Source organism: Paenibacillus sp. MAHUQ-63 (genome assembly GCF_028765165.1).
Taxonomy (GTDB): Bacteria; Bacillota; Bacilli; order Paenibacillales; family NBRC-103111; genus Paenibacillus_E.
The window spans coordinates 888599-909675 of sequence record NZ_JARADB010000001.1 but is presented as its reverse complement, the minus strand read 5'-3'; the positions used below and the strand labels follow the sequence as shown (position 1 = coordinate 909675).

Below are 21077 nucleotides of genomic sequence, written 5' to 3'. Positions count from 1 at the left end.
TTGCTCACAGGTGTATAAGAGTCAAGTACTTACCCAATTTGAAAGTAGAAAGCTGGAGGAGATCTAATTGTCAACGATTCAGAATCTTATTCTTGAAAATATGATCCGCGCTTACGAGAAATTGAGTCAGCTTAGCCAGGTATTCACATTCGTGGAGACGGATCGCACGCAACGATTTGAGTCCGAAATCCCATATGGACTGTTCAATAGCGTTTTTACGTACAAGCGATCTGAGGAGATCAATCCCGCGGATGAGATGGAGTCCATCAAGTCCCTTTACCATAATCGTGGACATAAATTGGCATGGTTGACCACCTCGCACGAGCAGGACGAAGTCATTAACCAAGCGCTTGCGGTTAATAATTTTAATCAGATTGGCGTCATTTCGGGCATGGGGCTCTCTCTGGAAGGATGGCGTTCGGATTTGCCGGAAATGCCGGGCTTGGAAGTCCGAGCTATACGCGAACCACAAGAGATTGAAGAGTTCCGAAAGGTAATGCTGGCAGGATATAACGTTCCAGAGCCAATGGCCGATATTTTTTGCAAAGTGTTTGTGGATGGCCCCAATCAAGATACGACTACGGTTCAACATTATCTTGCTTATATGGATGGAGTACCAGTAACTACGCTTACGACCTTTACCGAGGGTGATGTCGCAGGCTTTTATAGTATTGCAACATTAGAAGCTTATCGTTTGAGAGGAATAGCCCGAACTGTGCTTGCTCGCGTATTGCGTATTGTGCAGCAAAAAGATGTGAAATTGGCCGTTATTCATGCAACCCCAATGGGCCGAAGTGTTTACCCCAAAGTTGGATTTAAAGAAGAACTGACCTTCAATATTTTCTCCAGCTAAAGCGGGTTCGTGGGGAGTTGTCTGTGTAGATTTGCTTCAAACACGTAATATTAAGGGGATAGAACCAATGGCTGCAGATCCAAACGCTATTCGAACGAATTTGTTGTCTACTTTTGATTATTTTAGTACAAACAACCCGCTTACTTGGTTCAAACGGGCTCCAACAATCACTCGTATGGAATCCGATGTGCCATTCTCCTTGTTCAACGTTGTCTTTGACTATAAAAAATCTGATCAAACAGATGTTGTCGCGGAAATTATGGCGATTACGGAATCTTATCATGAACGAGGCATGAAGTGCCTCTGGTACACATACTCTCATGATTTGGATCCTGCTGTCATTGAAGCGTTGAAATCTAACGGATATGTTCATACCGGTATGTTGGCTGGCATGTCGCTATCTCTGGAAAATGGTAAGTTTCAGATTGAGGAAGTGCCCGGGCTGAAGATTCATACGATCCATAACGAACAGGAATTCGATTTGTTCCGTCAAACCTTCATTGCTGAATATGGGCTAAGCGAGGAACTTGAAGCATCCGTCGTTCGAATTTTTGCTGACGATCCAGACGGCAAAGCAGAATATTATGTTGCCTATTTAGACGATACAGCTGTAGGAACATTAATGACTTATGGAGAAGGCGACGTTAAGGGGATCTATACCGTTGCCACGTTAAAAGCATTCCGTTCCAGAGGAATCGGCAGTGCCCTTGTTTCCCGTGCCCTGTGCGACATGCAAACAGTAGGGGTGAAGCAAGTGATATTGCAGGCGAATGCGATGGGAAAGAGCATTTATAACAAACTAGGTTTTAAAGAAGAACTTATTATAGACTTCTATTCCGCATAGACCGTATATTTCTCTGCCTTCTGCCTTGGAGTCGCATGTTTCTTAAGGATTGTTGCGCAAGTGCACATTTAGATAACCTCTATAAAATTCCAGCCAACTTTTGAGGAAGCTCTTGAACCCTATAGTCCAGCTCCATTTTTCATATGTTGGGTAATCTCAGGAATTGGCCTTATAGTTGCTAGTATCTACAACTTCAATCGGCGAATCGTTTAGAAAAATAAGTTAACCAACAACTGATTAACCTAAACAATCCTGTAGAGCTTAAGAAATGAGCTTTGTAAAAAAGGGAGCGCCTCGGTATGATGGGTTTGTCGACAACACATCAGGGAGGCGCTCTTACTATGAAGTTTAAGCAAATAGATACACAAAATCAACGGGTCGAACAAATTACCACCTCGCATCTTGTTGTAGGAATCGATATGGCGAAAGAAACACATGTCGCGCAAGCTACAAACTTCCGCGGAATAGTGGTTTCGAAACGTCATCTCTCATTTTCCAATAGCATTGAAGGGTTTGAAAAACTTAACCGTTGGATGAGTGAATTACAGCAGAAACATCAGTTGAAAAAGCTCATTATTGGCATGGAACCGACCGGGCATTACTGGTTTAATCTGGCCAACTGGTTATTAGATAATGGTGTACATGTGGTTATGGTTAATCCAGCCACCACGAAGAGAAATAAAGAAAACCGGGATAATAGCCCGTCAAAGAATGACCCCAAAGATGCGCTTACCATCGCAGATTCTGTCAGCCGAGGCTTCTACTACGAGTATACCCGTCAGTCACTTGTGTTCCAACGCTTGCGGACCATGATGAGTGACCGAGAATTTTGGGTGACGAATAGTGTGAGGCTGCAGAATCGAATCGTCCGCTGGTTAGACATTCGTTTCCCGGAGTATACGTCTGTATTTAAAGACTGGACCTGTAAGCGCTCATTGGCGACTCTCAAGACCTTCCCTTGTCCACAAGATCTTGAGAAGTATACAGTACCGGATATCATTAGCGCTTGGCGAGTCCATATGCAGCGTGCTGGAGGGACTACGGGGATCGAGAAGGCCGCGCAACTGATCGCACAAGCTAAGCGAAGTGTTGTAGAACGAGTTGCTGTTGAAGAAGCGAAAGCAGATTTAAAACGGCTCATTGAAGAACATGAGCGAGTGACCTCCATGCTAGAACAGATCGAAAAGGATATCGAAGCGCTGCTTTCGGAGATTCCAATGGCTCAGCAACTTCGCAGCATAAAAGGACTCGGGAAGATCTTCACTGCGGCCATTTTAGCTGGTACAGGGGATCTAAGGCAATACGCACACGGACGCCAGGTTTTACGGAAGGCTGGTCTTAATTTGGCCCAAAGCACGTCCGGGAAGCGCAAGGGACAAATTGTTCTTTCGAAACGAGGAGACTCCGCCTTGCGAAAATATCTCTATCTCGCGACGGTTCAACTCGTTTGGAATAATCCCGTTTTTCGCCATCTGCATGAACATAATTTGCAGGAAAAGAAGATGAAAAAGCAGCAGTCCATCTTTAAGTTAATTGGGAAACTAGCAAGAATCTTAGTTGGTATTGTTCAACGGGGAGAAAAGTTCACACCAGAAAAAACTGTTTTGAACTGGACTGAAGCAGCTTAAGTTTTTGAAGATACATCACGTATATTGACTCGTTCGCGGGATTTCACAAAGAAAGCACGGAGAACCGAGTTCGTTCCTCTTAAGGGCTAAGACCCATCCGCTAAACGCGATCGGTCTCCACACCTTGGACAAGTATAACGAAGGATTGTAAGGGCAATGACCCGTTGAGTTATGGGAGGGTGAACGCCAAGGGATTCGTGGAGTATGTGTGCAGTAGAAACTAATTGGGGAATATTTCCTAATAGTCCTCTATTTCCGCATGCGCTGCCCGCCCCCTCAACCGGGTCCATCTGTTCTCTATCCTAAAATTTATTTGATTTAAGGTGATGAAATTCTGCGAACGAGTGAGTATATGTGAGATAAACCCTTAAAACCGAGGGAGATAAACCCTTAAAACCGAGGGACGAGGAACGATAGCGTAATGACTAGGGAGCAGAACGCCACGCGGCAACTGCTCCCTGGTCGTGTTAAGCTAAAGGACAGAATAATGGAATGACATATCAAAAAAATGTGCTTTTAAGTCATAAAATTACAGGGATAATTTTTATCGGATTAGGATTAAAGCTGCTTCGTACAAAGGCTCCGCAATGAATGTGCCTTTAAGTAGTTCGCTACGCTAACGGGACACAATAGCTTTGATCATAGTGACTAGGAAGACCCGTATGCAATGAGAACATCATCGGGCATTTTTAAGATGTTTCTATGATTTACTATAAGCTCATTCAATCGTTAGTACTCCCTGAGCTTTAATAAGGTGTTATTGACATTACCTGAGGTTAACTTTTCTTATTCTCTGCTTCAGTATGGCGATAATAAGCAGAAAAAGCGGTAACCCGGCGATGAAGATCGGAAGAACTATATTTTTCCAAAAAATGGGGAATGACATTTGCGATACCACAATGTTATTTGGAGAAATTGCAATAAGAAATAAAATAACAGCAGCAATTCCTGTCATTTTTCTCCACTTTATAATTCCAAATAATTTAGCTGTACCGTAACTGGTCATGAACAAGTACATGGATAGCTTAATGAAGATGCTAAAGATTAAGACGTTCACCGCGAGCACGTCAATATTTTGAATGAATTCCATAACGGATACATATTGGCATATTGAATAAACGGGGTAGATAAAATAAGTTGGAAGTACGGGACCAATAATCATACATGTACTCGCTGCCATTACGACAAGCAATATGCCTGCTAATGCAACCCCGCCAATTGCTGTAACGGTTGCTTTTCGCTGTATAGGCAGAAATCCAACTAGCATTAATACTGCGATCGACTCACCAAGGAAAGATAACGTTCCAAGGCTTCCTTTCACTAATGAGATGAAACCATTCAAAGGGATTAATGGTAAAAGTCTATATGGCTTGAAATCCTTTGTTAAAAATATAGTTATTAAAATAATGGTTCCTACGATGAAGGGGCCGATGATCTCACTGCAACGTCCCAAGGTTTGGATGCCGCCATTAACGGTGTAGAGCATCATCACGACCATCATAATCATAATGACCCAAATCGGTGTTTTGGAGAATAGCGTCATAAACACGAAATCCGCGTACTCCCGAAGAATAATACCCCCAACGGCATACCAAATCGCAAGATACAATACGAAAAGAACTTTACCGAGCAACTTACCGATAATATCGGATACGAATTCATCGAACGTTTTTCCGGGATACAATAAACTCAATTTAACGGAAATGTAGGTTATGACAAGGCTCGCCAAGAGGGCCAAAAACACCGATAGCCATGCCACTTGCCCGCTTTCATTAAAGGCATCTCCGATAGCTAGTAATGCAGTCATGCCAATTTCCATCGTTACGAGCAGCCAGAACAGCTGATTCAAAGACAGTTTCATGTAATCCCAACTTTCATTTGAATTGAATCGAAGAATTTTGTTGTCCGAGTTGTTTGATTTCCAAATTAGTTCGAACGACGAATTCAGAATTAACGAAGATCGTATCCCAATCCTTTCTGTGTTGGATCCAATAGTTTGGATGTTGTCGATATAACGTTTCTCCGATGCCGAGGACGTCTAACTTAAACGTTTTCTGCACCTTATCGATGAGCTGAAGCATCTGCTTGCTGATCTCCTGATTGAATGATTTTTGAAGTTTCATTAGATCGGAGTAATTAGATAACACAAGCGATGTATTGTTTTCTTTGATGACGATATGTCCTTTAATTGTAATCTCAATTCGAATTTTGCTGGAATCCAAGACTGTAATACGGATTTTTCTTTTCGGTTGGAAGACGACTCCGGATGATTGACCCTGAAGTTCGGTCGTGAGAACTACATATTTGCCGAATCCAAGGATCCAGTCTCTATTGTGCGCTTCTCCATTGTCTAGGTATCCCACCAACTGATTGTCGTGATTGAATATAGCTCGCCCATAGAACATCATCGTTGGCTTAGCTAGGCCAGGGGGGATTATTTTCTGCATGACAGGAAGCGTTGGCGAACTTCCTTCTCCCTTGGAAGTTATTAAATATTCAACTAAAGAACTTCCGACTATACCTCCGGTAGCCTGATGAATTTTGATAGGCGCCATTCCCGGGAGTTCCTCTAGTGGATAGTTGACTTTCATAATATCCATCGCAGTACCGTCTTTGACTACCCATATATCTGTCCGGAGCCTGCTATCTGGATCGTGGGTATAAGAGTCCAGAATTTCTGATATTCCGTTTTTTGCAAGCCTTTCGCCAATGAATAGATTACGTCTATGCCCGCGAGTCATTGACCTGGAAAGGTAACGCTGCATAAACTCGATCGATTCATAAATATTTCTGCCGCTGCTTGTCTCAAGAAAATAAGACGGTTTCGATGATGATTGTCCTTCCCCCTTTTTAGAGGGAATAAATAGTTGAGCTGTAGCTAGGTAACGTTTGTCCTTACCTTCGTCCAAGTCAATCCCGCCTGCAAGATCAAAAACCTGATCGTTCAGCTCTTTTCGATCCCAGCAGCCGCATAATAGACAAGCAAGTGTCAGTATTAATATACAAACTTTACAGCTCCCCTTCATTACCAGTCTTCCTCCTAAACACGGACTTTCCATATCTCATTCGACTAGTATGCGTTCGTGGAGCTCTGATGAATACATCACCCAATTGCCGGAGACGTAACGGGGAGACAGGGGACAAATATGGAACGCCGAATGGCTCCAATCGGGCCAAATGAGCTAAAAGCCCCATCGTTCCCATTGCGACTCCATATAGTCCGAACATCCCTGAAAGGAGAAGCATCGGAAATCGAAGGATTCGAAAAGCAATGCTCATGTTGTAACGTGGTATGGCAAAAGAAGCAATGCCGGTCATTGAAACAACGATTACCATAGGTGCAGAAACGATTCCTGCTTGTACGGCAGCTTGTCCGATGACAAGTGCGCCTACGATGCTGACTGCTGAACCTGTCGCCTTGGGCAAACGAATTCCCGCTTCACGGAGTGCCTCGAACATGAATTCCATCAATAATGCTTCGATGACGCTGGGAAACGGAACACCTTCTCGAGCAGTCGTAATACTGAAAAGGAAATTCGTCGGCATGAGCTGTGAATGAAACGTTGTAATCGCTACGAACAACGAAGGAAGATAGAGTGAGACGGAGAAGAGTATGAGCCTTGTCCACCTTATAAGAGAAGCGAAAATGAAACGTTCATAATAATCATCTGCAGACTGAAACGTTGACCAAAACGTCATAGGGACGATTAATGCATTTGGCGAACCGTCCGTAAGTAAAGCGACTTTGCCTTCCAAAATATTTGCCGTAACAATATCCGGGCGTTCTGTTAGTTGGATTTGAGGGAAAGGAGTAAACGATACATCCTCAATCATTTCTTCGATATAACCCGAATCTAAAATCGCATCCGTTCGAATGCGGTTAACCCGTTCCTTCACCTGACTCAATACGTTTTCCTGGACAATACCTTCCACGTATACGATAATGACGCTTGTATTCGATAATGAACCGATCTTGACGGATTCAAGCTTTAAGCGAGTCGATTGAATTCTTTTACGAATAAGAGATGCATTTACTTCAATCCGTTCCGTAAAGCTCTCTCGAGGTCCTCGAATCGTCTGTTCAAATGTTGGCTCATCAATGCTGCGACCATCTTTTGATTTCAAATCCAGCGAAATACAACTGGATCTTCCTTCGACAAATACCGCTGTTTGGCCTTGAAGAAGCAAGTTGCAGACTTCTTGAATGAACCGCGTCTCGCTGCTTGGGGCAACGGAAGAGATGTGAGCAGTCGTAAATAATCCACACCACTGAAGGGAATCGGGTCGAAAGAGTTCATTGTTAAGTTTGTCCGTGTCGACTAATCCGGCGATATAAATGATCAGTATGCTTGGACCGTCAGGTGGATGGATGGAGCGAAACGTAATATCGAAACAAGCATCGAACAGTTGACGTAGCACTTGTTCGTTCTCCGCATGATTTTGGGATACGAGTGTGTCCAGCTTGAATTCACCTCACATATCTTTGCCAAGATTATTTTTCCATTATTTATCAAGTTTATGCATGATAAAGCATGTTGGACGTTAGATTTAGAAAATCAACGTCTCATACTGAGCGCTCTTACGTATTGCATGTCGCGGCAGTACGGCCGGAGAAACTCTTAGAGTTTGGGTGATGTGATTCAATTGTGTTATTGAACCAGCGAGATCATTGTGCAAAGCTTTTTTGGACTAACAATTTGACATATCGCAAAACTGTAATGTATAATAGCGACATGGGTAACCAAATTGAAGTTTTTAAGGCACTATCTAATGAAGCGCGTATTCAAATTTTAGAATGGCTGAAAGATCCAACAACTCATTTTTCACCCCAGGAAGGGGCTGATTTAATCACAGTGGGGGTATGTGTAAGTCAAATCACTGAAAAATTAAACATGAATCAATCTACTGCTTCGCAATATCTCTCTATTCTTCAAAGAGCAGGATTGGTCCACGCTACACGCCTAGGGAAATGGACTTATTACAGAAGGAATGAAGATGAGATTAAAAATATCGGCCAGTTCCTTCAGAAATAGGATAATCAGCAATTAAGAAGAAACTGAATTCATTTATTGGATTCAGTTATTCTAAGAAAATTCATATCGACAATTTCCGAATTGTAAATTTTTTTAGTATTAAATATCGATATTTCGTTATATTTGAATATACCAACTTGAGGAAGTGAAGATCTTGTGTTAATTTTGTCATCCTTGTTTTAGCAAATTAATTATTTTAAAAGTAACCGGAATACCCGTTCGTAGTATGCTTTTCTAGCTACTCATTTTGATTACTCAAAATGAAAATATAAATGATCCACTTCATTAGTAAAACCAACGTTTAACGAGCACATGCACATTTGGAAGGTCCTGAAAATGGGTGTAGCCTGCCACTTAAGTTAAGCAATATTGATTTCAAATTAAAACTTAAATAGAGAGAGGTATGACGAATATGGAAAACTTTGAATTTCATAATCCGACTAAGATCTTGTTTGGAAAAGGTCAAGTAAGCAACTTGAGAAAGGAAATACCTGTTTATGGAAAACGAGTCTTGCTAATGTACGGAGGCGGCAGCATCAAAAAAATCGGCCTTTATGATAAGGTCATAAGTGAACTAAAAGAAATTGGTGCTCATATCATTGAGTTAGGAGGGGTTGAACCGAACCCTCGACTTACGACTGTCAATAGAGGGATTAACCTTATAAGAGAAAATCAGCTTGATTTTATTCTTGCAGTCGGAGGTGGCAGCGTTATTGATTGTGCTAAAGCGATTGCCGCGGGTGTTCCCTACGAAGGTGACGTATGGGATATCGTGACCGGTAAGGCAAAAGCATCGTCCAATTCTGTACCAATTGGTACAGTTATCACGATAGCGGGAACAGGATCAGAGATGAACGGAAATTCCGTTATCACGAATTGGGAAACGAATACGAAAGCATTTTTCAACTCCAATCATGTACTTCCAAGATTCAGTATTCTAGATCCAGAGCTTACAATCTCTGTACCTCTGGACCAAACGATATACGGCACCGTTGATATTATGGCCCATGTCTTCGAACAGTATTTTCATGCTTCAAGCAATGCACCTCTTCAAGAGAGAATCGGTGAAGCGATTCTTCGTACCGTTATCGAGACAGCACCTAAGCTCGTGAACGATTTGAACAATTACGAATATCGCGAAGTTATGTTGTTAAATGGTACATTGGCCTTAAACGGACTAACTGGAATGGGCGTTAATCCGGATTGGGCAACGCATCTTATCGAACACGCAGTATCGGCTGTCCATGACATACCTCATGGCGGAGGGATCGCGATTATCGCACCGCATTGGATGGAATACGTAGCGGCCACACGTCCGGAGAAAGTCGCACAGCTCGGAGTTCGTGTATTTGATTTGGACCGGACAGGGAAAACAGATACTCAATTGGCAGCGGAAGCGATCCAGTCTCTCAGAAAATTCTGGACATCTATTGGGGCACCTACGAAATTATCAGACTATGGAATCGATGACAAGGAAATTGAATTGATGACGGAAAGGTCCATGCTCGCCGATCTAATAGGCAACTATGTTCCCCTTACCAAAGAAGACGTCAGAACCATTTTGAGAAACTCTTTATAATGAACTATAAAGGTGGGCTGCCTCTTTTGAGACAGCCACCACTTGTAAATGGAGTTTCTTTGGCCGATAAGCAGCGCAAGTCATGGAACTTCTTTTGAAGGTATAATCAGTTGAGAACAGCGTGATAGCTAGTGCAAATACATTGCATAGCAAGGAAACTGTAATTAAGACTATCGGGCAAAAGGTAAGAGGAGTTATGTTTATGGTAACCCGCAAGTACCTTTCGGCTCTGGTTTCAGAACTTCATCAACAACCGATCGCTACTGAAGTTTGCTTTCGTCTAATTTAGTTACCTTAGCGGAGGGGTCGTGAGAAGCTTGCAAATTCCTTCACTTCACAACTTATCTTGGCTAGAAGGAGCGAGCAGAATATTGGCATCCCTTCAAATGGCACAACTACTTGCATAATCTTTTATGGATTCAAATCGGTTCAATTTGATCGCCGAAGGTAGTATTATATCCGATTTAATGTAACTAGATGCGGGAGGAAATTTTTTTGAAACAAATTCTATCTTTTAATAGGTAGAATAATAGGAAGTGAATAATCGTCTATATTATGTCTTCAAGCATCCCGACATGGAGTTGCGCAATATAAACCACGAACGCGAATGTTTCCGCGCCGATCCCGAATGGATCGAAGCAAAGCGGCTTTCGGAATTGGACGGCCTCTGATTCAGAAGCAGAAAGTATTCTCACGAAAACGCAGTATTTTCAAAAAACTAATAAATTAATAGAATGGAGCGAATCAAATGAAAACACTCGTAATCGTAGCACACCCGAACCTGGAAGCATCTAACTGGAACAAAGCATGGGTTGAGGAACTCAAGAAACAAGAAGACATCACGATTCATGATTTGTACAAGGAGTATCCAAGTGAGGGCATCAACGTAAAGCGCGAACAGTTGCTGGTCGAAACGCATGACCGTATCATCTTCCAATATCCGCTTTACTGGTACAATATGCCGCCGCTTCTCAAGAAATGGTTCGATGCCGTGCTGCTGTACAACTGGGCTTACGGTCCGGAAGCTACTGCGACAACCGGCAAAGAAATAGGGGTTGCCATCTCGACTTATGGCACAGCCGATTCGTATCAACCTACAGGATCCAATCGTTTAACGCTGGAACAAATTTTAGCGCCAATTCAAGCAAGCGCGCGTTTCATCAGCGCTGTATACCTCCCGCACTTCACGGTTAATGACACGTCCGACGTGACACCTGAGCGTTTGGCGCAAAGCAGTCTAGCATACGTCGAGCACATTAAAACGATTAAACCAGTAACGGTGGCGTTATGAAAAATGTAACGATTGACGTTTATATGGATACGGTGTGTCCATGGTGTCGGATGGGGGATGCAAGCCTAAGAACCGCGTTGAATGAGCTTTCGGAAGGCATGAAAGTTACTGTTCGTTATCATGCGTATCAACTGAACCCTGGCATTCGAAATGAAGGCGAGGATTACCGTAAGGTTATGGTCAGCCGCTTGGGCGGTCAAGCTCAATTTGAAGCGAGAATGAAGCAATATAATCAAATCGGTGCTCAATTCGGCCTGAACTACAATATGGATTTGGTCAAATATACACCGAATTCAGTGTTGTCGCATCAGTTGATCGCGATTACGCCGGAGCGTCAGCAAGCAAAATTGCTTGAGCGATTGTATACAGCCTACTTTGAAGAAGGCGTTAATCTTGGTGATGTGAATAAGCTTGTGGAAATTGCGCAAGCGACCGGTGTCACGAATGATCCCGAGGCACTCAAGGCACGCCTCCTCCAGGGTGAAGGACTTGAGAAGGTTGAAGAAGGACAGCGCGAGGCGCAGAAGCTTGGTATCCGAGGAGTACCTTTCTACTTAATCAATGATAAGTACGCTTTATCCGGACTGCAGTCGCCTGACGATCTGATCCGTGCATTCAAGCGGCAGTAAATAGCTGCTTGGCAACTTGCCGGCGCAGTTGAAGCAATTCCTCGATACAACCGGTGGTTTGTGGGCGCAATGCAAAACAGTAAACAAAGTCGTGAGTGCTATGACATCAGCTACGAATCCGAATTCGGGACAAGAGCAAACAATCCTGCAGTTGTACACGTCTATGTACCACTGGGGCGCCATCGTCGCTGCGCCTGGATTTACGGATCAAGCCATATTCACGGCCGGAGGCAATCCATATGGTACAAGCGTAACCGTCGGTCAAGACGGCAACATTAAGGAAGATGCACGCGGAGCTGTCGAACATCAGGCCAAACGAACCGTATCCATTGCAACAGCATTGAAAATCGGTTTTGGACAATAATAATAAAAGCTAGGTAAACGAGCAATCAAGGAAAAGAATATGCCGTCACTGGCTCCAATAGCGGACTTGGTAAAGCAATGGCTGTAGATAGTTCAAGAAAGCAGGCGCTGAAAACCAATTTTAGAAGGATGAAGTCAAAAGGTTGCGTTAGGTAGCGTCTATTGCAAAGTCGCTATCAATTCAAACACTGTCCGTCTGTTGATTAATTGCATATTGCCACTTTGGTTGGGAATACTTGATGTGCGCAACGCAAGTAATGGCTAATGGTGGCAGTCGATCATAAATATCTTCTATTGGGGGTGGAACGAATTTGCTAAGCTTAGGAACGTTAATTGCTTTTGGAATTGTGTTACTTGGGATGGTTTGTTCTCCCGCCCCCAATATGATCTACCTGATTTCACGTTCTATTTCATAAGGGCGTAAGGAGGGCATTACATCTTTAATGGGAGTTGTGCTCGGCTTCGTAGTTTATCTTACTGCTCTATGTTTGGTTTAATAACGATATTCAATACCGTACCGGTTATTTATACGGTAATGAAGTGGGCGGGGGCTGCATATTTGCTTTGGCTCGCATGGAAGTCGATCAAGCCTGGTTCCGCCTCTATACTGGCACTACAAAAAGATTTTGAGAAATTCTTTATAATGTCTTGAAAATGGCTGTCTCAAGAAAAAAGAGACAGCCCATTTTTTGTCTTTGCTAGCCTTTCACCCGGTCATTCCCTCGGATATTGTTCCTAATATATCTATTGCTAATATGTTCCTAAAGATTTGCTAAGCACACAAGGTCACTTACAATCATATCAGGTTATGTATTCCCTGGGGTTCAACGTAGCCGCTATGCATTCCGAATTCAAATGGACAAAGAATATAGACTGTTGAAATGCCAGCATCAGCAGCACCGTCCAAGTCGTAGGATGTGCTGCTACCATCAATATTTCTTGAGGACTCCTTTGTTCGATATCTTTTGTACGGATAAACGAGATTTTATAACGTTCAATTAACTCAAGTAATTTTCTTTTAGTAATCACATCGTTTGTTTCCAAGGGCTTTAATCCTTTAGCTATTTCATCAGTTGCAATCATAGAACTTTCCATATTCCAATCTATAGAGAAACTTCCTAAACAAATACCAGTTTCTACAATAGCACCGAGCCAATCCATTATAGTACCGAAAGTATCAAACATAATAATCTTTATTTTTGAAATATCCATGATAACCCCCTTGTAGTGGGCAGAATGTACAACTCCAATACCATTACTATATTTTTTATAAAATTCATATGGCAAATACTAGGCGAGCAGAATGAGGCTTTCCGTGATCCGTAATGTATATGGGTTATTGGGCTAGGGAAACTTAACTTATGATGGCGAAATAATGAAGTTAATGGAGGAATTGTGATGTTAAAGACCAAATTTAAGGCTCGAAAGATAGCGAGACTGCTGATCCTAACGCTAATGCTTCTCCCCGTAAGCTTGGTAACCTACAAGCAAAATGTCGCAACGGGAACAGAACCTACATTTATTTCTGCCTCTTCTGATTCGGGTAGAACTGAGATTACGGACGAAGAACTCGTTAAAACGCTGCAGGGTTTTCATAATGAAACTAAAACGGTCAATGGAATCAAACTTCACTATGTGGAAGGCGGTAAAGGCGAACCGCTATTTCTACTGCCAGGATGGCCCGAAACGTGGTATGAATATCGCAAAATAATGCCTGAGTTAGCTAAGTATTATCATGTCTATTCCATCGATATTCGAGGAATGGGTAGTTCTGATAAGCCTACAACCGGCTATGATAAGAAAACGATGGCGTCCGATATTTATGCATTGATGAACGAGTTGGGTTATAAGAATATTTATATTGCAGGCCATGATATCGGGTCCACCGTTGCTTATGCTTTCGCGGCTAATTACCCGCATGCCACAAAAAAACTAGCCATGCTAGACATCTCACATCCAGACAACAACATGCTAAAGATACCGCTGGTGGCACCATCTGGCTCATACGATGAGAGTAATCCAGCCCGTGTAAAGTTCCCGTGGTGGTGGGCGTTTAACGCTGTACCCAATTTGCCGGAGCAATTACTGCATGGTAAAAATCTAGACATAGTCTACAATTGGTCTTACGATTATTTATCCTATGATAAACCTGCTCTTACCCCACAAGAAAAAGCAATTTATATTGCTGCCTATGCAAAACCAGATGCGCTTCGCGCAGCTAACGATTGGTTTCGGACGTTTCGACAGGATATCGACGATTTCAACACATATAAAAAACTATCTATGCCGGTCTTAGGTATATATGGTTCAACGGGCATTAGCGATCTGGGTCCTTTCCTAAAAGAAAATACAGTGAACCCGAAAGTGGTTGAACTCAAAAAAACCGGACATTGGATTGCAGAAGAGCAGCCAGAAGAAGTCATTAAACAGTTTAAGGAGTTTTTCCGGTAAAGAATGATTCATCATAGTGGATTGGGGTAACCGGTTGCCTAGCAACACATTTTTTTGAACACAAGTAGCCATTTCGTAGCCGAAAGTAAAACATAGAAATGACCAATAATTGAATTGGTTATAAAATCCCAAAAAACACACCGTCCCAATAGGTCGGTGTGTTTTTTTGATTTCGAAATTTTGCGCCCCGCGGGAATGGGAGTAGTTCTCTCCAAATGTTAAGCTAAAGGGCAGGTTAACGTGGTGAACCGGTTATTGTATGTAGCTAATAACAAAATTTTGCAGGCACGAGTTTTTTTCAAGAACAGCTGGCAACACGGCAGCAGCACCTTGTGAGAATAATGAAAAGTTCATGCTAATTTGACGAAGCTAATAATTAAATCAGAACTTGCCAAACTAAAAACTCAGAACAAAGTCCTGAGTTTTTTAGTTTGGTCTTGTTTTCATTTTACGGTCTAGTAAAAGTACCTGAGAAAGCAAAAACGCTGCTATCGGCAAACATGTAAGGAGGAACAACTACTTCTTTTGAGTCAGTCCAATACCCAGTGACGTAATCTGTTCTATTATTGCCGTAATAAAAGGCTTGCCATAAAAATTTTGAACAATAGTTTGGGTTAATAGTACTTAATTTAAAATCTTCCCAACTGTAAATTGGAATTGAGTAATTAGTTACCCTAGAGTAATTCACTTTTGCCCAGTTTGCAGCATTTGTTGCGTATGATGCTCCAGCACGAAGTTTATAAATAGTAATTGTTTGACCTGAGGCGTGTCTATTCCTATATGTAGTAATATCATCAGACTTACCACCAGTTACCCCATTCTCTGCTACGGGGTTAACATGATATACTCTGAAGTCAGTTCCTACAATACCAACATGCCCTACAATTGGAGAACTACCACCTAGCGATTTAGAGGAATAAAGAACGTCCCCAGGTTCCATAGCAATAGTCGTTCCAGGATACTCAGGGTTAGGTATGCCATACGGTACAACTTCTTGTGCGCTAGCAGTAACTGAAGAAAATAAAGAGATTAATAGAACAAGAACCAATACAACAGAAAAAAACCTTTTTTGACTTTGTTCAAACAAAATGCAACATCTCCCATTTTTTGATATAATTACAGTATTACTATATTAAAAGAAAGGTAAATAGTCAATAATTACCATGGAAAAAATATGTATGAAGTGAGAAAATTTAGTATAGTTAGTCGAAGAGAAGTGTTAAATTAAATAAATATAATACTGGGAGGCTATAACAGATAATGAATGGCACAACAAAGAAAAGAATTACCATTTCTATTGTTATTTTTATACTACTAATTATTTTGAGTATATTTGTGAAAATCAGATTTGATATTTATCAACATGAGAGTAAAATGCATGATTATCTAATTTCTAAAGGGTATAAAGAAGAAGAAATCTTAAAAATAAATTGTGAGTTAAGTATATTGCCCAAGTACCCAGTTTACGTTACTTTCAAAGATGAGCCTGACCACACATATTTGTACTCATACTCAGCAACTAGCGGATGGTTTCAGTTTCCTCCTCAAGGTGAGTACGACCCACGGAAGTTTAAGCATTTAGAAACAAAGTAATTAAATAAAAATACAAAGAGGGATTCATGCAGTAACGAAAAGATGATTAAGCTATCGGCGAACGATAGTTGAACGGCTGCCGCGAAGCAGCCTTTATTACGTTAACTGGCAGAATACTTTAAATGTGAGGGAGGTTTAAGAATTGTATTGTCCTTATTGCAAAGAAGAACTGAAAGTTAAAAATGAAGAGTTATATTGCAAAGCTGGAGATAGTTATTTTTCAAAGCATATAGAAAAAGTTTTTAATGGAGCAATAGATAATTCTAAAGAGGTTAAAGTGCGGATACCAGAAGTTGAAAATAGTGAAGCCGGAAGATTCTTTTGTGTGAATTGTGGAAGCGAAATGATGAAAATTGAATCTATGCATGAAGTTTGTACATGTTGCGGATTCGAAATAGACAAACGTACATTCTATGAGATTATTGAACGTAACCCTCATTGTTCATTCAGGTGAAAAAATCATTGTAAAAATGAAATTATTGAAGTAACGAGGAACTATAGTTCAAAAACAGCAGGCTGCTGTGCGAGGGATGGGGAGTTATATTTAATAAAACATTGCCATTTTCCATAATATGGTTTATCGTTATTGTGTAAATAATTAATAAAATACTTTATTGAAGGATGGGATATGATGAATAAAGGCACTTGGGCAAAAATGGAAATATTCGTTGCGGACGCTCGGCTAAAGGTCGTATACAGCGGCTTTGCGATGGCTTTTCTTTTACCGTTCATCTACGGAAGCAACTGGCCCGAGGTGGGCTGGTGCTAAGCGTCTAACCCGCCGAAAGGCAAAAGGCAGAATCTTCCGCGGAGGTTCTGCCTTTTTGGCGTTTCACGGACGCCCGCTAGGAATCATAGACACGTGGTTCGCGTCAAGTCTTGGTGCTGATGAACAGCCTCTCGCATTAGTGAGAAAAATTATAAAAGTTATCCCACCCAAGTATAATGATTTTGCTGAGTGGCAAGAAAATTCATTAATCATTTTGGTTTACTTGAGGAGATCCGCTGCAGACTATATTGCTGGGCCGCGCCGGCGCTTATGTTTTACGCTTACCTATAAACATCGCGGTAGGTATTGTGGCGACCGTGCCGATGCGAGTATCTGCGTCACTCCCAAAGGCCGAGGGCGAACGAGGGGGCTGTCTGCAACGGTCCACCACTGGCGTTAAGCTAACGGGCAGCATTCCTATTATGAAGAAATACGAGGTTTGAGAAATAAAAAGACTCCTTGGTATGATGTTCTTAGGTCCCAGATGCTCGCCAGCGTCGGATCCAAAAACAAAACCAAGGAGACTACAAGATGAATTCTACTCAAAATGAACGCATTAATCAAATCACTTCTTCTACCTTAATTGTCGGAGTCGACATCGCAAAATTCAAACATGTGGCAAGGGCCCAAGACTACCGCGGAGTCGAGCTCGGGAGGCCAATTACGTTTGAGAATAACCGAGTAGGCTTTGAATTGTTTGTTAGATGGATCCGGAAGATTGCGACGGAGCAAGGGTTCAAGGACGCCATTGTTGGCATGGAGCCCACCGGCCATTACTGGCTAAATCTTGCGTATTACCTGGGCGAACAACAAGTATTATGTGGCGTAGTTAATCCGCTGCACGTGAAGAAAAGCAAAGAATTAGACGACAATTCACCGACCAAGAACGACGTCAAAGATGCCAAGGTCATCGCACAGCTTGTCAAAGATGGTAGATACGCCATACCTAATCTTCTCCACGGCAAATATGCCGAACTAAGGGAAGCGATGAAAATTCGCGATCATCTGTCGACTGACCTGCGAGTGGTGCAAGGCCGGGTTCATAATTGGTTGGATCGGTACTTTCCAGAGTTCCTCACGGTGTTTAAAGATTGGGAATGCAAGTCTGCACGCCAAATGCTTAGCCTTTGTTTGTTGCCACATGAGCTGGTTGCTCAGTCAGAGGAAGCTCTGTTAAGGCATCTCAGAGAGGTGGCTAAGCGAGGTCTCGGCTTGGAACGTATGAGGTGTTTGAAAGCAGCTGCAAGCCGATCTGTTGGCATCCGAGAAGGTACAGAATTAGCAAAGCTCGAACTTAAGCTGCTGTTAACACAGTACGAGTTGCTTGAAAGTAAGTTTGAAGAGCTCGAAGAAAAGTTGGATGAGCTCCTGGAGCAAATCCCTCATGTAAAGCAAATAATGGCCATTAAAGGTATTGGTCGGGATAGCATAGCTGGATTTCTGGCTGAAGTTGGCGACATTGAGCGTTACCGGCATCCTAATCAAATCATAAAGCTAGCGGGCTTGAACTTAAAAGAAAATACGTCCGGTAAACACAAGGGACAGACAAAGATCACCAAGCGTGGTCGTAAGCGGCTACGAGCACTGCTATTTCGCGTCATCATGCCACTGGTGGCTAAGAACCGAGCATTTAAGGCCTTACATCAGTACTATACCAAACGGTCAGATAATCCCTTGAAAAAGATGCAGTCGCTCATTGCGTTATGCAATAAGCTGATTCGAGTTCTCTTTGGTGTCCTAAAAAAGGGTCATCGGTTTTGTGAAGAAAAGATGTTGCAGGATATCCCCCGATTCACGGCAGTGTCGTTAGCAGCTTAGATTCAATGTTTTCGTAAAAGTCGAAATATTAATAGAGATAGACAATTGAAGCACGGATGAGTCGGAACAGAACTAACATACGGACGAAGATCCTGCCGGGCAGCATATCCGACCTCCACCTCATGGACAGGTTGAATGAAGGAATGTGGGAGCGAAGACTCTGTGAGACATGGGAGGGTTGACCGCCATGAGCCATGTGGAGATCCAAAGGTGCGATCATATATTTCCAGAATCTCCACTTTTTAAAACGAGTGGTCTGGGTGGATGTGTTTTTTTGCTTCCTTAATCCCATATTTTACACTTTCTACAACTTTGTTCCTTGTGTTAATTGTCTTTCACGGAAGAAAAACGTTCGAAATCTAAGAAAACAAGAGTATTTAAGAGCTAACTGATTCTCCATAGAGGGAGATTAGTGGAATTGTTACTTAGATATTTTCAGCCAATTGATCATCGGACAATCTCTCCAAAACCAAAAGTTCAGTGACTTATGGATGTCGGAAAGCATACTCATCAGCTCAAAAACCACCAAAGGTACGACTGGTAATTCTACCTTCTCGGTAAGTTATTAGTGTCAAGTAATTGAAAGGCGCCGCTTCCTATCAATTGCGTAATCATTAACGCGATCTCTCTGGGCGATTGACGTCTTTCCGTATCAATCCAATGCTGAAGGATGCTTAAATTCGCCGAAGCGATACTAGCAATGAGGAACTCTAAGGGAGGTGAAAAATTCGAAATTTCAGGTTTTACAGTACTCAGCATGTTGGATAAATGTTGCTTTATTAAATAATCCTTGATTCGAATGCTGTAGGACGGATCGCCTTTTGGTCCGAGAATAACTCGAAAAAAAGCAGCATTTTCCCCAAAATACTCCACAACCTTCACTAATGTGGGATAAACCTCTTTCTTATTTGCAAAATGAAGGTAATCATATGGTTCAAGTTTGTCAATGCGTTCCCTCAACCCTTCCCATATCTCTTCCTTTACTTTTTGGAGCATATCCATTGAATCCGTGTAGTGCAGATAGAAGGTACCACGATTTACGTCTGCTTTCTTGGTCACATCACTAACCGTAACTCGTTCGGCTCCCTTTTCATCAATTACTTCAAGTAAAGCTTTTTGCAATAGCCGTCTTGTCTTCAATTTCCTTCGATCCATCTTCATCCCTGCGAGTCCCCCAATATTTTTAATAAGTAATCGACAGATCTACTTCTTTTTGTTCAGTAGTGTACATATCTCGGAAATTCTACTGATTGAATATTTTTCGACGCTTCCATAGTATATAACTTGTAAATTAAGATAATCAACACTGATGATGATTAAAATCGGAAGGGTAGTGGATTCATGAGTGACTTGAGACAACAGCGCATCGTAATGGTGACAGGAGCAAATTCCGGGCTGGGCAAAGCGACAGCAATATCTTTAGCAAAACAAAATGCTAGAGTGGTTATGGTCTGTAGAGATCCACATCGAGGAGAACTTGCAAAAGAAGAAATCGTGAAAGAAAGTGGCAATCCGAATATCGATTTGTTGATTTGTGACTTCTCCGCACTGTCTAACGTTAGAAGATTAGCGATTGAATACAGTAACAACTATGATCGTCTGGATGTATTAATCAATAATGCGGGCATTATAACACGAGAGCGGCAACTCACTCAGGACGGTTACGAAATGCAATTTGGCGTCAACCACCTGGCACCATTTTTATTAACAAACCTGCTGTTAGAACAGCTTAAGATGAGTAAAGCAGGGCGAATTGTGACGGTCTCTTCTCTTGGGCATTTTTATGGAAAGATCCACTTTAGCGACTTACACTTTTCCAAACGTTATCGTTTCTTTAAGGCATACGCACAGACGAAACTAGCCAACATTTTGTTCACCTATGAACTTGCCCGGCGTTTGGAGGGAACGGGCGTAACTGCAAATAGTCTTAATCCTGGAGAAGCGAAGACAAATATCAGCGTTTATACGGAAGGTGGATTTGCACAGTTTCTAACTACGCTGTTTACTCCGTTCCTAAAAACCCCGGAAGAGCATGCGGATACTTCAGTATATCTAGCAATGTCTCATGAAGTGGAGGGGATAACGGGTAAATATTTCAGCAAACGAAAAATAGTAAAGTCTAAGTCAGCTACCTATGATCGAAAGATGGCATCGCGTCTTTGGGAAGTAAGTGCTGAAATGGTCAATCTGCCGAGTTCATTAAAATAGGGTGCCGACGATTGCGGA

The 21077-nt window shown here is 42.1% G+C and carries 18 protein-coding genes and 2 pseudogenes; 14 read left to right on the top strand and 6 right to left on the bottom strand.

The features are described from left to right. Positions 1–67 precede the first annotated feature (67 nt). The 3 genes from PUT07_RS04045 to PUT07_RS04035 all read left to right on the top strand — a co-directional run bounded on the left by PUT07_RS04045 (position 68) and on the right by PUT07_RS04035 (position 3325). Entirely contained in the window at positions 68–853 is a 786-nt protein-coding gene (locus tag PUT07_RS04045) for a GNAT family N-acetyltransferase (protein WP_274466496.1), read from the top strand. Positions 854–920: 67 nt separating this feature from the next. Beyond that, positions 921–1697: a GNAT family N-acetyltransferase gene (locus tag PUT07_RS04040; RefSeq protein WP_274466495.1), complete on the top strand. Its 777-nt coding sequence runs from the start codon at positions 921–923 to the stop codon at positions 1695–1697. 341 nt (positions 1698–2038) lie between these two features. Then, positions 2039–3325 (top strand): IS110 family transposase, encoded by a 1287-nt coding sequence (locus tag PUT07_RS04035; protein ID WP_274466494.1) that lies wholly within the window; start codon positions 2039–2041, stop codon positions 3323–3325. Between the two features lie 766 nt (positions 3326–4091). On the opposite strand, the gene PUT07_RS04030 is transcribed toward PUT07_RS04035, so the two are convergent. From PUT07_RS04030 to PUT07_RS04020, 3 genes are read right to left on the bottom strand one after another with little or no spacing between them, the layout of a single operon-like run. Then, positions 4092–5186 carry a GerAB/ArcD/ProY family transporter gene (locus PUT07_RS04030; protein WP_274466493.1) on the bottom strand — a complete coding sequence of 365 codons (1095 nt, stop codon included), beginning with the start codon at positions 5184–5186 and terminating at the stop codon, positions 4092–4094. Positions 5187–5199: 13 nt separating this feature from the next. Beyond that, positions 5200–6351 (bottom strand): Ger(x)C family spore germination protein, encoded by a 1152-nt coding sequence (locus tag PUT07_RS04025; RefSeq protein ID WP_274466492.1) that lies wholly within the window; start codon positions 6349–6351, stop codon positions 5200–5202. After that, positions 6335–7744 carry a spore germination protein gene (locus PUT07_RS04020; RefSeq protein ID WP_274466491.1) on the bottom strand — a complete coding sequence of 470 codons (1410 nt, stop codon included), beginning with the start codon at positions 7742–7744 and terminating at the stop codon, positions 6335–6337. Before PUT07_RS04020 ends, PUT07_RS04025 begins: the two co-directional genes overlap by 17 nt. 314 nt (positions 7745–8058) lie before the next feature. On the opposite strand from PUT07_RS04020, the gene PUT07_RS04015 reads away from it, so the two are divergent. The 6 genes and pseudogenes from PUT07_RS04015 to PUT07_RS03990 all read left to right on the top strand — a co-directional run. Further along, positions 8059–8358: an ArsR/SmtB family transcription factor gene (locus tag PUT07_RS04015; protein ID WP_274467451.1), complete on the top strand. Its 300-nt coding sequence runs from the start codon at positions 8059–8061 to the stop codon at positions 8356–8358. Between the two features lie 412 nt (positions 8359–8770). Further along, a complete protein-coding gene (locus PUT07_RS04010; protein WP_274466490.1) occupies positions 8771–9937 on the top strand; it encodes an iron-containing alcohol dehydrogenase in 1167 nt (388 codons plus the stop codon). 748 nt (positions 9938–10685) lie between these two features. Beyond that, the gene (locus tag PUT07_RS04005; RefSeq protein ID WP_274466488.1) at positions 10686–11228 is read left to right on the top strand and encodes an NAD(P)H-dependent oxidoreductase; all 543 of its coding nucleotides are present in this window, start codon (positions 10686–10688) and stop codon (positions 11226–11228) included. Next, positions 11225–11857: a DsbA family oxidoreductase gene (locus PUT07_RS04000; RefSeq protein WP_274466487.1), complete on the top strand. Its 633-nt coding sequence runs from the start codon at positions 11225–11227 to the stop codon at positions 11855–11857. The genes PUT07_RS04005 and PUT07_RS04000 overlap by 4 nt, the downstream gene beginning before the upstream one ends. Before the next feature lie 10 nt (positions 11858–11867). Beyond that, positions 11868–12221: pseudogene (locus tag PUT07_RS03995) on the top strand (NAD(P)H:quinone oxidoreductase, type IV); the annotation flags it as partial. Positions 12222–12531: 310 nt separating this feature from the next. Beyond that, a pseudogene (locus PUT07_RS03990) lies at positions 12532–12830 on the top strand (LysE family translocator); the annotation flags it as partial. A gap of 191 nt (positions 12831–13021) precedes the next feature. Here PUT07_RS03990 and PUT07_RS03985 read toward each other — a convergent pair. Beyond that, positions 13022–13432 (bottom strand): hypothetical protein, encoded by a 411-nt coding sequence (locus tag PUT07_RS03985; RefSeq protein WP_274466486.1) that lies wholly within the window; start codon positions 13430–13432, stop codon positions 13022–13024. A 186-nt stretch (positions 13433–13618) separates the two neighbouring features. Here PUT07_RS03985 and PUT07_RS03980 point away from each other — a divergent pair, with 186 nt between their 5' ends. Beyond that, a complete protein-coding gene (locus PUT07_RS03980) occupies positions 13619–14671 on the top strand; it encodes an alpha/beta fold hydrolase (RefSeq protein WP_274466485.1) in 1053 nt (350 codons plus the stop codon). Positions 14672–15119: 448 nt separating this feature from the next. Here PUT07_RS03980 and PUT07_RS03975 read toward each other — a convergent pair whose 3' ends face one another. Then, positions 15120–15758 carry a hypothetical protein gene (locus PUT07_RS03975; protein WP_274466484.1) on the bottom strand — a complete coding sequence of 213 codons (639 nt, stop codon included), beginning with the start codon at positions 15756–15758 and terminating at the stop codon, positions 15120–15122. A gap of 173 nt (positions 15759–15931) precedes the next feature. On the opposite strand from PUT07_RS03975, the gene PUT07_RS03970 reads away from it, so the two are divergent. The 3 genes from PUT07_RS03970 (at position 15932) to PUT07_RS03960 (ending at position 18851) form a co-directional block, all read left to right on the top strand. Continuing rightward, a complete protein-coding gene (locus PUT07_RS03970) occupies positions 15932–16264 on the top strand; it encodes a DUF3139 domain-containing protein (protein WP_274466483.1) in 333 nt (110 codons plus the stop codon). Between the two features lie 142 nt (positions 16265–16406). Further along, positions 16407–16718, top strand: a complete 312-nt coding sequence (locus PUT07_RS03965; protein ID WP_274466482.1) for a hypothetical protein — start codon at positions 16407–16409, stop codon at positions 16716–16718. Between the two features lie 846 nt (positions 16719–17564). After that, on the top strand, positions 17565–18851 hold the full coding sequence (locus PUT07_RS03960) for an IS110 family transposase (RefSeq protein ID WP_274466481.1): 1287 nt from the start codon (positions 17565–17567) through the stop codon (positions 18849–18851). A gap of 546 nt (positions 18852–19397) precedes the next feature. Here PUT07_RS03960 and PUT07_RS03955 read toward each other — a convergent pair. Then, complete coding sequence (locus tag PUT07_RS03955) at positions 19398–20012, bottom strand: TetR/AcrR family transcriptional regulator (protein ID WP_274466480.1); 615 nt, start codon at positions 20010–20012, stop codon at positions 19398–19400. A 180-nt stretch (positions 20013–20192) separates the two neighbouring features. Between PUT07_RS03955 and PUT07_RS03950 the strand changes: the two genes are divergently transcribed. After that, the gene (locus tag PUT07_RS03950; RefSeq protein WP_274466479.1) at positions 20193–21059 is read left to right on the top strand and encodes an SDR family oxidoreductase; all 867 of its coding nucleotides are present in this window, start codon (positions 20193–20195) and stop codon (positions 21057–21059) included. Positions 21060–21077: the final 18 nt, after the last annotated feature.